The organism is Photobacterium sp. WH77, from assembly GCF_022014395.1.
Taxonomy (GTDB): domain Bacteria; phylum Pseudomonadota; class Gammaproteobacteria; order Enterobacterales; family Vibrionaceae; genus Photobacterium; species Photobacterium arenosum.
The window spans coordinates 59,957-73,951 of the sequence record NZ_JAKLTE010000006.1; the positions used below are offsets into that span (position 1 = coordinate 59,957).

Consider the following 13,995-nt stretch of genomic DNA (forward strand, 5'->3'; position numbering starts at 1 on the left):
TTTATCCGCTTAACGGCTCTTATAACTTAAAGCGGCTGATTTCCTGCTGTAGCTCGTGAGACAGCTCTGACAGCTGAGAAGCCTGCTGTGCCGCTTCACTTGCTTCCTGAGCCAGCTCGTTAGAGACATCCCGGATGCCCTCAGTGTTACGCGTGATCTCAGAGGTCACAGAAGACTGTTCTTCTGCAGCAGAAGCTATCTGAGTTGCCATGTCACTGATATTGGTAATTGCCGAGATGATTTGCGCCAGACTGGCAGAAGCGGCATTGGCATCATCCACACTGGTTTCAGCTAAACGGCGACTGTCGCCCATAATGCCGACAGCACGTCCTGTCGTTTGTTGCAGGGTTTCAATCATTTGCTGAATTTCCTGCGTAGAAGCATGGGTACGCTGGCTCAATACCCGCACTTCATCTGCCACTACGGCAAACCCGCGACCTTGCTCACCTGCACGGGCGGCTTCAATGGCAGCATTGAGCGCCAGCAGGTTGGTTTGTTCAGCAATATTCTGAATGGTCGACAGAATCGTGGTAATGCTCTGCGCATGGGTATTGAGCTCACCAATGACGTCTGTCGCTGTTTCCACTTCGCCGGCCAGATTGGTAATAGAATGCTGGCTTTGGTCGACCTGCTCGGCACCGTGTTCTGCCGCCTGAACCGTTTCGGTCGAGGTACGTGCCGTGTTATCAGCATTGCCGGCAATTTCCTGTGTGGCAGCCGCCATTTCATTGATGGCAGTTGCCACCATGTTGATTTCATCCTGCTGGTGGCGGATTCGAGTGCTGCGCTCTTCTGCTTGTGAGGCCGTTTGATGCGCCTGCAACGTCAGAGAGTGAGAAACATCGCGCAGACGCGTTACCATGCCATGCATGTTACCGACAAAGCGGTTGAAGTTATGTGCCAGTTGGCCGACTTCGTCGTCGCTGCGTGGTTCAAGGCGCTGGGTCAGATCACCTTCACCCGTTGCAATCTCGGCCAGTGCATCAGACACACGGCTCAGGTCGCGGAACAGGAATCCGACCAGCCAGGCAACAGCTGCCAGAACGATCAGAGTAATAAGGATGGAGGTGATGATCAGGCGGCTCAGCAGTTGGCTCTGGCTGGCTTCTTCGGTGGCCTTGTCCATTTCAAGGCCAAGAATCCATGGCGTGCCGGGAACTTGCGCAAAGTACAACAGTTTATCCGCACCCTGAATCGTCTGATTCAATACCGTTCTGTTGCTTACCGAGCGCTGAATCTGGCTGATGCTCAGGTCTTCAGTGTAACCATTGATAGGTTTCAGTAGCAAAGACTGATTAGGGTGGGCCAGGAACGTATTATCCTGGGTGTTGATGAGCATGGCGTAGGCATTTTTACCTGCATCCAGGCTGATCACATCGGAAATCAGTTGATCAATCAGTACATCGGAGCCAATAACGGCTGCAAGCTGGCCATTCTTTTTGACAGGCTCAGCCAGAGTCACCAGTAACGCGTTAGTAATGGCATCACGATAGGCGGTTGTAATAATAGGTTTGTTAGCCGATTTGGCATCTATATACCAGGGACGCTGGCGGGGATCGTAACCTGCCCGGTTTCGCTCAGGGTAGGAGCGGAACATGTCACCGGCGGACGTGCCGAAATACATTTCATCAAAGCCACCGGCAATGCGAGCCTGCTGCAGGTATGGCACAGGATCTGAGGTTTCCAGGTAAGGTTTGATAGCACTGGTGATACTGCGACGGATCTCAATCCAGTCACTGATCCCTTTAGTCGCTGTTTTGCTCAAGCTGTCGGCACGGCTAAAAATGCTGTTTTGTGTCTGTTGATAAAGTTGGTTTGCGGCCAGCCATGTCAGCGCGGTTGCCATAACCACGACGGCAGATAAGCTGGCTCCTATGAGTTTTTGTTTTAGGGTCAGTTTCATGATGAGTCTCAATGGATGGAACAGAAGCTGATATCAATGTTTTTACTTTTCGTTGCACAAAAAATGTGACAAATGAGGAAAAACAGTACGGAGAATTCTATATAGCTATACGACGGTTGTATATGGAAATTTAACTTTTTAACATGACTGATTATTGACGCTTTTTTGGTTGAAAATTTGTCACTTTGAGGTGCTTGCAGCGGGTGTTAAGACGGAAAGGATAAGATGAAGGAGAATATTTTGTTTAACATGAGCTTACAGTTGTAACAACTATTGCATCTGATAAAAAACGTAAAAATGAAACAATATATTATCGGAGCTTTATTAGTGACATGAAACACAGCAAAGTAACTTGTGTTTAAATATCTGATTTCCATGATTATAGTTATTTAATATTTAAATTGTTATCAATGGGTAAAATAACGTCTTAATTATCAATAAGTGCACTATGTTGACTATTGTCATAGTTGAATATAGCATCCGTTGTTTTGGTCATATAACAAGGATGTAACAATGGATATAAAGACAAATTATGAAGACGGGAAACGCCCGCAACTCGTTATGTTTACCGGTGGAAGAGACAGTACTCTTGCCGCCAGTTATTTAATGTTAAACGGCATTCCGGTTCACTTATTTACTGCCAATAGTGGTTGTGGGCTACATAGAAAACTATTGCCTTTACGTGTGGAAGAATTAAAAAACAGATTTGGTGATTTGGTAGTAACACATCAAGTGGTTGATATTAGTGGTAGTTTCAGAAGTATTGCGATAGAGAATATTGAAAGCGATTTTGCCAGGTACAAGAAGAACCTGATATTACTGGGTGAAAAAATGGCGATTCATGCCCACGTTATTGATTATTGTACAAGGAATGGTATTGAAGTGATCAACGATGGCATCGTTGAATATCAAAAAGAATTTCCAGAGCAACGTTTAGTGGCGAAAGACTATTTCGTTGATTATATGAAACGGTTTGGTATTACGTATAACAGCCCTATTTATCATATGGCTCAGTCACAAGATGAAGTAAAGTACCGTTTACTGCAATTAGGACTGTCGACAAAATCACTGGAAGGTGTGTCGATTTTTGGCGATTCAGCGACCATTGCTTCCGATGAAACGATTTTGGAATATTTGGCTGAAAAGGAAAGTCTGTGTGATGACATCATTCATTTTCTGTCAGGTAGCCTTAAAAACTACCAAGAATTGAGACAAGCTTCCTGAATGTATTGATACATCTGTATCCATATGTTTAACAATGCATTATCCATCTAAGAGTGTTGTTAATACAGCACTCTTATTGATTTGCGAAAAGTGACGCTGAAAATGAAAACGATAAGAAAATATGCTGCGGCTATATGCCGGGCAGGACAAATATTACTGGTCAGAAAAAAAGGGACAGATATGTTTATCTCTCCAGGGGGTAAACCCGAAGCCGGTGAAACAAAAAAGGAATGCCTTGAGCGGGAGTTAGGTGAAGAGCTTGGCGTAAGCCTGGTGAGAGCTGAGTATTTGGGTACTTTTACACGAAAGAGTGCTTTTGAAGATGCCTTGGTGGAGATTGATGTTGATACTGTGACAATATTTGGTCTGCCAAAGCCATGTTCTGAAATTGAAGAGATAGCCTGGGTTGATGGAGAACACTTGGCAAATGGCATGGCGGTGGGCAGTATTTTTGCTATTGATGTTATTCCTTCTTTGATCAGAGATGGATTAGTCAGGCAATCAGCAAAGAAAATCAATAAGGCACTTCCCAACATGCTGGTGTTTGATATTGACGGCACGATTGCCGACGGCGGAGTCGTCAGTAACAAAATGAAAGCAGCGCTCCAAAAAATCAAACAAGATCCGTCATCCCGTTTGGCATTTGCTACATCCCGTGCTCCCAGAGGAGCCAGAAAAGCATTAGGCGATCTGATCAGTGAAGTCCCTGTTATCTGCTGTAATGGTTCTATCATATTAGATGAAACACAGAAGCAGACTTTTGTGTCCGGTTTGTCGCAACAAGACGTGAATACCATTGTTCAGTTCCTGGAAGAAAATGGTGTGAGCTACTTTCTGGAGTACGGGGATAAGTTTGCGATTCATGGTGACGAGTCATTGTATCCGGAAATGCTTGCCTATGAAGATAAACTGACGCTGGACAAAGAGAGCCCGTGGTGGGATCAGGGGGTGATAAAAATATCTTGTCGCTCAGCGAATATTCAGAAAAAAATCATGCCACTGTATAAAGATATCAGAGATGGGGTCGCATTTAATTTTCATGGTGATGATACCGCAGAGCTGAATTGCAACTTTACAGATAAATACAAAGCACTGAGTTTAGTCAGCGGAATCGAGCACTCTAACCTTATCTGTTTCGGCAATGATGACAATGATTTTACTTTGTTATCGAATGCTTCTGAAGGTTATGTAATAGGCGATGAGCTGGTTGGATTAGAAAACAGCATGAACGTGTCACGTTTGAGCCGAAATGATGACCTAATCATTGATATTATCAGTCAGCGCTTAGAAGGGCATAAATAAAGTGACTGAGACAATCATGTTGTCAGACTCCTCGTCAGTACACCCGGATCTCGTCAAATCGTTTGGAGCGGATCTGAAAGGAAAAGCATACTATAAAACGTATTACCAACTGAAATTGAATGTTAAGGAAAAACTGAAAAACATATATTGCCCTGAACATGATGTATTCATGTTTACCAATACAACGGAGTGTCTGGTCAATTTTTTATTTGCTTGCCAGTTAAATAATCTTGGGATCAATATTGATACTAAGGGTGAGCAGCACTATCCGCAATACCGTCATTTATTTCAATTGTTCTCTGAAATGAATACGAGCAGTGAGTGTCCTGAGATACAGCTGGTGACGCATCTGTCGCCAGTGACAGGCAATCTTCTGGATTTAAGTCAGTTGAATGGTCATTCAATACTGGCAGTAGATGGTGCGCAGACATTTGCTACCGTGCACCATAGCGATCTTATTAAACACTCTGATGTCTTCTTTGCACCTCTTCATAAGCATGCCGGGTTACATATTGGTATTGCTTTGATAGGTATTAAACGTTCCCATCCGTTAAATCAGGTTCTCAGCAGTACGCTGGAAACAGCCAGCTCAGGGGCTCGTTCATTGCTGGATTTAATCGCGCTGGAAAAGCGGCTGTCCTCCGCTCCGCCGCAATGTTTCAATAAGGCTTTTATCCATATCTCACCCAGAATCCAGGCCCTGCTCAATCTGAACGGTGTAACAGTGATTTCTTCCGATAACAGCCACATGGTCGTGATTGAGTGCCAGTCGGCAGTATTAAGGCAGAAGCTGGCTGCATTTTTTTCATGTCAGCCGATAAAAAACACCGATCGCCTTCGTATTTCAGTCAACCACATGACGGATGACAGACATCACAGTGTTGATTTTTCTGAGTTGTTTTATCAGTCACTCAGGTTAATCCTCGATGAGGATAACCATGTTAAGTAAAGGACATTATCTGGGGCAGGCCTGATGCAGCCGACACCTTTTCCATAGCGGTGATTGGCTATCTCATCGCAGACCAAAGCTCAGTCTGTTTGCTCATCTTGATTTATTGCTGATTGTTATCAGTGGATTAATGAATGTAAGGCATAGGACGAGAATGCTAGCTAGACGGGCAAGGCACAGGTGACAGGGGTCAGGATAAACATTCTGACTATTAATTGCATATAGATGTTTAGACGTCTGGATGTTGACACGTTTGGATGTAAGTTTTAGGCTATGCGACCAATTCGGAACAATACCCTGTAGAGATAATGTCGCACGCCAAACCACACACACTTTCAGACTCACCGTCTCCTTCTGCTCTGGCACTGCTGCCTTTGGCTGTTTTTCTGTCTCTCTTTATTGGTGTAGGCAGCTACCTGACCTGGCAGGGTGTTGATTTTGCCTTCTATCAGTTACCGGCCCCTGTTGCGGCTTTGCCTGCAATACTGATTGCTATTGTGTTGAGCAAAGAGGCGCTCAATAAAACCATTGAAGATTTCATGCGTGGTGTGGGTCACAGCGATATCATAGCCATGTGTATGATTTATCTGCTGGCCGGTGCGTTTGCGGCAGTGGCGAAAGCAACGGGTGGGGTTGATGCTACCGTCAATCTCGGTTTGTCTTTATTGCCACCCAGCCTGATATTGCCGGGTATTTTTGTCATCGCGGCCTTTATTGCCACGGCAATGGGAACCTCTATGGGCACGATTGCAGCGGTGGCACCTGTGGCGTTGGGTATTGCAGATACGGCCGATCTGGATATCGCTCTAACAGCCGGTGTGGTGCTCAGTGGTGCCATGTTCGGCGATAATTTGTCGATTATCTCTGATACCACTATCGCCGCAACCCGCTCTCAGGGCTGTGCGATGCGCGATAAGTTCCGCGAGAACATCGCGATTGCGCTGCCAGCGGCGCTGGCGGCCATCTTGCTGTTTCTTTTCCACTCCTCACCGTCTGAAGCACCGACTGTCACCAGCATAGAATGGCTCAAGGTCTTGCCCTATATCACGATTCTGGTACTTGCTGTGTCCGGCGTTAATGTTTTTGTTGTACTGAGCCTGGGCATTATTCTGGCTGGCGGTGTGGGTTTATTGTCAGTGTCTGATTACAGTCTGGCGAGCTGGAGCAAAGATATCTATACCGGGTTTGGCAACATGCAGGAAATCTTCCTGTTATCTCTGCTGATTGGCGGTATGAGCGAACTGATGCGTCGTCAGGGAGGGCTGGCATTTCTGACGCTGTTAGTCAGTAAACTGATCGGCGGTTTCAGTAAAAAATCAGGCGGTGATCAGTCGCAAAGAGCGAGCGAAATGGGCATTGCGGGGCTGGTCAGCCTGACCAATGTCTGCACGGCCAACAACACTGTGGCTATTATCGTCGCAGGCGGCGTTGCCCGTGAACTGGCAGAACAAAATGCAGTGACGCCACGTCGCTCTGCCAGCTTGCTGGATATATTCTCATGCGTTATTCAGGGTGTGCTGCCTTATGGTGCGCAGGCGCTGTTGCTGGGTTCTGTCTTTGGGCTGTCGCCATTAGCGGTTGTCAGCCATTCCTATTATTGTTTCTTTCTGGCTGCCAGTGCGCTGATCGCAGTGTTTGTGAAGCATCAGCAGCGCCAGGCCGTAACCGCCTAAACGCAGGCGTATCCTCAAATAAAAACACCCCGATTCGGGGTGTTTTTTTGGAAAGCAACTGAGTCGCAGACTACAGCTTAAAGCGGCTGATTTCCTGTTGTAGCTCATGCGACAGTTCAGACAACTGCGCGGCCTGCTGTGCTGCGACACTCGCTTCCTGAGCCAGATCGTTAGAAACGTCCCGGATACTTTCAGTATTCCGGGTGATTTCTGATGTCACAGAGGATTGCTCTTCCGCAGCCGATGCAATCTGTGTTGCCATATCACTGATATTGGTAATCGCAGAAATTATCTGTGCCAGGCTGGCTGAAGCGGAATTAGCGTCATCCACACTGGTTTCCGCCAGACGGCGACTGTCACTCATAATACCGACGGCACTGCCTGTTGTTTTTTGCAGAGTTTCAATCATTTGCTGAATTTCCTGTGTCGAGGCATGTGTACGCTGGCTCAGCACGCGCACTTCATCGGCAACCACAGCAAAACCACGACCTTGTTCGCCGGCACGGGCGGCTTCAATCGCGGCATTCAGTGCCAGCAGGTTTGTTTGTTCAGCGATGTTTTGAATGGTTGACAGAATCGTGGTGATGCTCTGCGAGTGATGATTCAGTTCACTAATGACCTCTGTTGCCGTTTCTACTTCGCTGGCCAGGCTGGTAGTTGAACTCTGACTCTGATCGACTTGCTCGGCACCATGCTGTGCAGCCTCAACGGTCTCTGCCGATGTTTTGGCCGTATTATCAGCATTGCCGGCGATTTCCTGTGTGGCTGCAGCCATTTCGTTTATGGCGGTCGCAACCATGTTGATTTCATCCTGCTGGTGGCGAATGCGGGTGCTGCGCTCTTCCGCCTGAGAAGCCGTCTGATGTGCCTGAGAGTTCAGTGACTGAGAAACATCCCGCAGGCGCATTACCATGCCGTGCATGTTGCCGACAAAACGGTTGAAATTATGGGCCAGCAGGCCGACTTCATCATCGCTGCGCGGCTCCAGACGCTGGGTCAGATCGCCTTCACCCGTCGCAATTTCAGCCAGTGCTTCAGACACCCGGCCCAGATCACGAAACAGGTAACCGACCAGCCAGGCCACAGCCGCCAGCACAGCCAGCGTAATCACGATTGAAGCAAGGATCAGCCGGGTCAGCAGCTCGCTCTGGCTGGCTTCTTCCGTCGCTTTGTCCAGTTCCAGACCTAAAATCCACGGTGTACCAGGGACTTCGGTAAAGTAGAGCAGCTTCTCCTTCCCTTTGATGGTTTCATTGACAAGGGTTCGGGTGCTGACCGCTTGATGAATGATGCTCATGCTTAATGCCGAATCGTATTTGTTGATGGATTTAAGCAGTAGCGTTTTGTTTGGGTGTGCTAAAAATGTGTTGTCCTGAGTATTGAGCAGCATTGCATAAGCATTATCACCGGCATCCATGCTGATCACATCTGAAATCATCTGATCAATCAGGACATCAGAGCCGATGACAGCAACCAACTGCCCATTTTGCTTCACAGGCTCAGCCAGTGTCACCATAGGCGCATTGGTAATCGCATCCAGATAGGCCGTGGTAATGATCGGTTGATCTGCTTTTTGAGCATCCGTGTACCAAGGGCGGACGCGGGGATCATAGCCAGCGCGGTTGCGCTCCGGATTAGAACGAACCATGTCTCCGGCTGGCGTACCGAAGTAGGTTAAATCAAAGCTGCCGGCATCCCGGGCCTGTTGCAGGTAAGGGACAGGTTCTGCAACGGTTACATAAGGTTTGACGGCACTGGTAATATCACGTCGAATATTAATCCAGTCGCTGATCCCTTTGGTTGCTGTTTTGCTCAGGCTGTCAGCCCGGTCAAAAATGCTGTTTTGGGTTTGTTCATGAAGTTGGCTTGCAGCCAGCCAGGTCAGAGCGGTAGCCATAACAACAACGGCAGATAAGCTAGCGGCTATGAGTTTTTGTTTTAGGGTTAGTTTCATGAGTGGTCTCAATGGATGGAACAGAATCTGATCACCATGATCTTTCATTATGTTGCATATAAATGTGAAAGATGGGGCAGGGAAACAACATTTGAATTCAATATCTTTAAACGACGGCCATATCCATAAACTTAAATATTAGGTGTAACTAATATTACCGTTTTTTTGGGTTAAAAGTTTGCCGGGAAAGCTTAAATGATAAATATGTGATTAATTATCTTGGTTGATGGCCTGTTTGGTGAATAAAAAGCGGTTCAAACATTTTCGTTTTATTTAGGGGCATGATGTATGGAAGCTTGTGTTTTTTGGAGAGGTGGGCATGTTTCCTTAGATAGGAGGTATTTATCAGCAATCCTGTAACGTCATGATGCCGGGTTCTGTATGTTATCTCGATTCCAGTGTTTGGGTCAGATACTGAAAGTCGCGTTTTCTGATATGAACCTGGTGTATGCCATTCAAAAATAAAAATGATATCGATTGCATAGTGATCCAATTAACACTATGGTGAAATCGCCTGCCACCTGGCATTTGATTACTTTACACTGAGCACTGTTTTTGGCCACAACCACCGCCAAGGAAAGGAGGTGAGCCATGAGAGTTGACTGTGTAAGGTGATGAAATGAAAAATAAAATGTTTACCCGCACTGCCTTGTCAGCGGGATTGCTAATGGTATTGGCTGGCTGTGCGAGCCAGGAACAAGCCGACACCTGGCAATCAGACCAGACCTACAAGCTGACAATTCTTCATACCAATGATCATCATGGCCGTTTCTGGCACAACCGTGACGGTGAATACGGTATGGCTGCCCGCAAGACCTTGCTGGATGACCTGAGAGAAACCGTGACAGAAGAAGGCGGCACCAGCCTGTTACTGTCTGGTGGCGATATCAACACAGGCGTGCCTGAGTCGGATCTGCAGGATGCGGAGCCCGATTTTAAAGGCATGAACATGCTTGGCTATGATGCGATGGCTGTGGGTAACCATGAATTCGATAACCCGCTCGATGTGCTGCGCAAACAGGAAGGATGGGCAAACTTCCCTATGCTGTCAGCCAACATTTATGACAAGGCGACAGGCAAGCGTTTGTTCCAGCCGTACCAGATTTTCGAGCAGCAGGGGATCAAAATTGCCGTTATCGGTCTGACGACAGAAGATACCGCGAAAATCGGTAACCCGGAATACATTGGCGGCATTGAATTTCGCGATCCAAAAGCCGAAGCTAAAGCTGTCATCGCCGAGCTGAAAGCAACGGAAAAGCCGGATCTCATTATTGCGGCTACCCACATGGGCCACTATGCCAATGGTAAGCATGGTGTCAATGCGCCGGGTGATGTTGCCCTGGCGCGTTATCTTGAACCGGGCGATCTGGACTTGATCGTCGGTGGTCACTCTCAGGAACCTGTCTGTATGGAAGGGCCGAATGTGGCGAACCCATCTTTCAAACCGAGTGACGATTGCAAACCGGATCAGCAGAATGGCACCTGGATTGTGCAGGCGCACGAGTGGGGCAAGTATGTGGGCCGGGCGGATTTTGAGTTCAGAAACGGTGAGCTGAATATGGTCAGCTACGATCTGATCCCGGTTAACCTGAAGAAGAAAATCAAGCTGGCTGACGGCCAGTCAGAGAAAGTCTTTATTGAGCAGGAGATCCCTCAGGATGCCACGGTGAAAGCTTTCTTAACGCCATACCAGGAGCGCGGACAAGCAAAACTCAATATCAAGATTGCCCAGTCAAACGGCAAACTGGAAGGTGACCGGAGCGTAGTGCGTTTTCAGCAGACCAATCTGGGACGTTTAATTGCCGCCTCTCACATGCAGCGTGCCAAAGCTGATTTTGCGGTCATGAACTCAGGCGGCGTCCGTGACTCTATTCCTGCCGGTGATATTACTTATAAAGATGTGCTGAAAGTACAGCCATTTGGCAATATGGTGACCTATACCGATATGACAGGGGCCGAAGTGCTGGACTACCTGGGTTCTGTTGCGACTAAGCCAGTCGACTCGGGGGCATATGCGCAGTTCTATGGTGTCACTATGGATATCCGGGACGGTAAAGTCAGCAATGTTAAGATTGGTGGCAAAGCTTTGGTACCAGGCAACACCTACCGGTTTACTGTGCCCAGTTTTAATGCCGCCGGTGGCGATGGATACCCTAAACTGGTTGATCATTCCGGTTACGTGAATACCGGATTTGTTGATGCAGAAGTGCTGAAAGACTACCTGGAAGACAGCAGCCCGATTAATGTTCATGCGTTCGATCCTAACGGCGAGATTGTGTACCGTTAATCGGTACTGAGATTCTGTGCTGAAGACTAAAGCTCACTTGTTCTGGCAGGTGAGCTTTTTTATTGCTGCCTGTGCCGAAACTGGCTTGGCGGGAAGATACCTGTTAGCTATAGTGGGTAACGATAATTATGCCGGAGGACAGGATGACACCCGCTATAAATCTCGCGAAAAAGCACAAAATTGCCCATAAAGTCCATCAGTATCTGCATGATCCGAACAATACCAATTTCGGCCTGGAAGCGGCAGAGGTGCTGGGACAGGATCCGGCCCGGGTGTTTAAAACCCTGCTGTTTTCCTGCAATGGCGATCCCAGGCAACTGGCGGTGGCTATAGTCCCGGTGGCGGGTATGCTGGATCTGAAATCGGCGGCAAAAGCCGCAGGGGCCAAAAAAGCCGAAATGGCCGATCCGGTCATAGCTGAAAAAACAACGGGATATATTGTTGGCGGGATCAGTCCCTTAGGCCAGAAAAAACGCTTGCCCACTTTTCTTGATGACTCGGCCAAGGACTATGACACTATCTGTGTCAGTGCGGGTCGGCGAGGATTGGAAATAGAACTGGCGCCCAAGGATCTTTTGCAACTGACCAATGGTCAACTGGCGGCGTTAGCCCGCTAATTATTCCAGCCACTTATAACCACTTATTTAATTTACGACAGGCTGAGTATTGGCCGCAGGAGACAAGGATGACGTTCAGTATCTGGCTTTCATTACTGATGATTTGTATGTTGGGGGCAATGTCGCCCGGACCCAGTTTAGCGGTTGTGGCTAAACACAGTCTGGCGGGCGGGCGCTTACATGGTATTGTCACCTCCTGGGCCCATGCATTTGGCGTTGGCGTGTATGCGTTACTGACGCTGCTCGGGCTGGCTGTTGTCCTCAAACAGTCGCCAGCACTCTTTCAGGTCATGACCTATTCAGGAGCGGCTTACCTGGCGTATTTGGGGATCAATGCTCTGCGTTCGAAAGGGGGAGTGGCGGCAAAACTGGCAGCAGGCGAATCTGCAAGCATGGCTAGTGCAGCCCGGGACGGATTGATGATCTCTGTGCTGAATCCCAAACTCGCGCTGTTTTTTCTCGCCTTGTTCAGCCAGTTTGTGGCCGTTGGGAGTGCTATGAGCGATAAAGTGATTATTGTCGCTACACCATTATTGGTGGATGGCCTCTGGTACACTCTGATTGCTCTGGTTCTGTCCCGGCCAGCGGTGCTGGAAACGCTGAAAACGCGCGCCCAGTTGATCGATCGTTTGTCCGGCGTGGTGCTGATTATGCTGGCACTCAGAGTGGTGTGGCAGGGATAGGCACACTGCCACCCGTTGCTAATGTTAATATTAATGTCAGCTTTGACGCTTCTGATGCCGCTCCCGGTTTTCCAGTTTACGTTCAGGGCTTTTCTTTAGCATGACATACAAGGCTCCGTTTCCGCCATGTTGTCGTAACGCTGAATGATAGCCCATCACATCGCTGATTTGAGTCAGCCAGGTCGCGGCATAGCTCTTCATTAAAGCCGGAGGCGTTGAACGTTCACCTTTACCGTGAACGATCAGCACGGTACGAATATCCATTCGCTGACATTGCTTGAGAAAGTGCAACACGTCATCTCTGGCTTCCCTGAGCGTTTTGCGGTGCAGATCAAGCCTGGCCTGAATATCGTACTTGCCCAGTCTTAACTTGCGGATGACGCCATCCTGAACCCCGTCACGTTTGTAATCCAGCATGTCATCCGGCTTGACCATAGTGACATAATCTAGCGATAAATATTCCGGGTCACTGTCAGTCAGGCTCTGCGCTGCGGCTTGTCGGGCGAGCTGGGTGTCAGTAATCTGATGCTTCTTTTCCGGGGGCACTTTATCCTGCTCCAGCGGGGCCACATCGGCCATCATTTCTCGGAACAGGTCCAGTTCATCTTGATCGGACATGGTGTGTTTTTCTACTGCGGACGGTAGGGAAGATTATACGTGGCTAGGCAAGAAAAAAAAGAATCCCGAGCCTGTCAGAGTTCTCAGGATTCAAAGAAGATTGGAGATAACGGAACGGCTAATCTTGTGGCTTTGCATTCATAGCTTTATAGACAAAATAACCACCATAGAAGAGCATTAGCCCCAATGCACCGAAAATCACTATCATTGATGATAGGCCAACCGGATTACCAAAGAGTAAATCTAGCCAAAAATCCATGTGATGTCCTCTGCCTGGGAAACTGAATTCAAGCTTAATGGACCTTGGCGAACGAGCTGATGATCTGGATCAATTCATACTCGAATCATCACTATTGGTGTGTTTTTTTGCGGATCTCAGCAAAATTCTGTGTTAACTGGTGCATTCCTAAGCAAGTAGCAGCAAGGAAAGGAAATTTTCTGTCCATCCTCTTGCGTTCAGTAAATTAGCCAGTATTATAGGCCACCTCGAATCGCATCAGCGTTTCGTTTTTGTCGGTGAATAGCGCAGTTTGATAGCGCATCTCCGGCTTTTGAGAATAGCGGACCAGAGGAACCCTCTGGAGTAAGTCTCAAAGCAATAGAAAGAATTATCGGTGAATAGCGCAGTTTGGTAGCGCATCTCCGGCTTTTGAGAATAGCGGACCAGAGGGACCCTCTGGAGCAAGTCTCAAAGCGAAAACAGAATTATCGGTGAATAGCGCAGTTTGATAGCGCATCTCCGGCTTTTGAGAATAGCGGACCAGAGAGACCCTCTGGATCAAGTC

At 47.8% G+C, this 13,995-nt stretch carries 10 protein-coding genes and 2 pseudogenes; 7 read left to right on the forward strand and 5 right to left on the reverse strand.

What is annotated here, in order from left to right:
* Nucleotides 1–19: 19 nt before the first annotated feature.
* Together L6J37_RS21470 and L6J37_RS21475 are read right to left on the reverse strand one after the other, a co-directional pair.
* Nucleotides 20–1,198: pseudogene (locus tag L6J37_RS21470) on the reverse strand (methyl-accepting chemotaxis protein); the annotation flags it as partial.
* Nucleotides 1,193–1,903 (reverse strand): annotated as a pseudogene (locus L6J37_RS21475) (PDC sensor domain-containing protein); the annotation flags it as partial. The pseudogenes L6J37_RS21475 and L6J37_RS21470, both read right to left, overlap by 6 nt.
* Before the next feature lie 513 nt (nt 1,904–2,416).
* Between L6J37_RS21475 and L6J37_RS08240 the strand changes: the two are divergent.
* From L6J37_RS08240 to L6J37_RS08255, 4 genes are all read left to right on the forward strand, one after another.
* Nucleotides 2,417–3,127 (forward strand): hypothetical protein, encoded by a 711-nt coding sequence (locus tag L6J37_RS08240; RefSeq protein WP_218383842.1) that lies wholly within the window; start codon nt 2,417–2,419, stop codon nt 3,125–3,127.
* A 102-nt stretch (nt 3,128–3,229) separates the two neighbouring features.
* Complete coding sequence (locus L6J37_RS08245) at nt 3,230–4,429, forward strand: HAD hydrolase family protein (RefSeq protein WP_237794745.1); 1,200 nt, start codon at nt 3,230–3,232, stop codon at nt 4,427–4,429.
* A gap of 16 nt (nt 4,430–4,445) precedes the next feature.
* On the forward strand, nt 4,446–5,378 hold the full coding sequence (locus L6J37_RS08250; RefSeq protein ID WP_237794854.1) for a DUF6024 family protein: 933 nt from the start codon (nt 4,446–4,448) through the stop codon (nt 5,376–5,378).
* Nucleotides 5,379–5,686: 308 nt separating this feature from the next.
* On the forward strand, nt 5,687–7,051 hold the full coding sequence (locus tag L6J37_RS08255; protein ID WP_192014608.1) for a Na+/H+ antiporter NhaC family protein: 1,365 nt from the start codon (nt 5,687–5,689) through the stop codon (nt 7,049–7,051).
* Nucleotides 7,052–7,121: 70 nt separating this feature from the next.
* On the opposite strand, the gene L6J37_RS08260 is transcribed toward L6J37_RS08255, so the two are convergent.
* Complete coding sequence (locus L6J37_RS08260) at nt 7,122–9,005, reverse strand: methyl-accepting chemotaxis protein (RefSeq protein WP_237794747.1); 1,884 nt, start codon at nt 9,003–9,005, stop codon at nt 7,122–7,124.
* 619 nt (nt 9,006–9,624) lie between these two features.
* Here L6J37_RS08260 and ushA point away from each other — a divergent pair.
* The 3 genes from ushA to L6J37_RS08275 all read left to right on the forward strand — a co-directional run bounded on the left by ushA (nt 9,625) and on the right by L6J37_RS08275 (nt 12,592).
* Nucleotides 9,625–11,292 carry a bifunctional UDP-sugar hydrolase/5'-nucleotidase UshA gene (gene ushA, locus L6J37_RS08265; protein ID WP_269093390.1) on the forward strand — a complete coding sequence of 556 codons (1,668 nt, stop codon included), beginning with the start codon at nt 9,625–9,627 and terminating at the stop codon, nt 11,290–11,292.
* 143 nt (nt 11,293–11,435) lie between these two features.
* A complete protein-coding gene (ybaK, locus tag L6J37_RS08270; protein WP_237794748.1) occupies nt 11,436–11,909 on the forward strand; it encodes a Cys-tRNA(Pro) deacylase in 474 nt (157 codons plus the stop codon).
* A 68-nt stretch (nt 11,910–11,977) separates the two neighbouring features.
* Nucleotides 11,978–12,592 (forward strand): LysE family translocator, encoded by a 615-nt coding sequence (locus L6J37_RS08275; RefSeq protein WP_192014612.1) that lies wholly within the window; start codon nt 11,978–11,980, stop codon nt 12,590–12,592.
* A 36-nt stretch (nt 12,593–12,628) separates the two neighbouring features.
* Here L6J37_RS08275 and smrA read toward each other — a convergent pair whose 3' ends face one another.
* Complete coding sequence (gene smrA, locus L6J37_RS08280; RefSeq protein WP_237794750.1) at nt 12,629–13,210, reverse strand: DNA endonuclease SmrA; 582 nt, start codon at nt 13,208–13,210, stop codon at nt 12,629–12,631.
* Nucleotides 13,211–13,328: 118 nt separating this feature from the next.
* Nucleotides 13,329–13,469 carry a DUF3149 domain-containing protein gene (locus L6J37_RS08285; protein ID WP_027253831.1) on the reverse strand — a complete coding sequence of 47 codons (141 nt, stop codon included), beginning with the start codon at nt 13,467–13,469 and terminating at the stop codon, nt 13,329–13,331.
* Nucleotides 13,470–13,995 lie beyond the last annotated feature (526 nt).

What these genes read in the sequence shown, in the direction of transcription:
- L6J37_RS08250 (WP_237794854.1), top strand. Translation starts at nt 4,446, where the DNA reads ATGTTGTCAGACTCCTCGTCAGTACACCCGGATCTCGTCAAATCGTTT.
- L6J37_RS08260 (WP_237794747.1), bottom strand. Translation starts at nt 9,005, where the DNA reads ATGAAACTAACCCTAAAACAAAAACTCATAGCCGCTAGCTTATCTGCC.
- L6J37_RS08255 (WP_192014608.1), top strand. Translation starts at nt 5,687, where the DNA reads ATGTCGCACGCCAAACCACACACACTTTCAGACTCACCGTCTCCTTCT.
- ybaK (WP_237794748.1), top strand. Translation starts at nt 11,436, where the DNA reads ATGACACCCGCTATAAATCTCGCGAAAAAGCACAAAATTGCCCATAAA.
- L6J37_RS08275 (WP_192014612.1), top strand. Translation starts at nt 11,978, where the DNA reads ATGACGTTCAGTATCTGGCTTTCATTACTGATGATTTGTATGTTGGGG.
- L6J37_RS08245 (WP_237794745.1), top strand. Translation starts at nt 3,230, where the DNA reads ATGAAAACGATAAGAAAATATGCTGCGGCTATATGCCGGGCAGGACAA.
- L6J37_RS08285 (WP_027253831.1), bottom strand. Translation starts at nt 13,469, where the DNA reads ATGGATTTTTGGCTAGATTTACTCTTTGGTAATCCGGTTGGCCTATCA.
- smrA (WP_237794750.1), bottom strand. Translation starts at nt 13,210, where the DNA reads ATGTCCGATCAAGATGAACTGGACCTGTTCCGAGAAATGATGGCCGAT.
- L6J37_RS08240 (WP_218383842.1), top strand. Translation starts at nt 2,417, where the DNA reads ATGGATATAAAGACAAATTATGAAGACGGGAAACGCCCGCAACTCGTT.
- ushA (WP_269093390.1), top strand. Translation starts at nt 9,625, where the DNA reads ATGAAAAATAAAATGTTTACCCGCACTGCCTTGTCAGCGGGATTGCTA.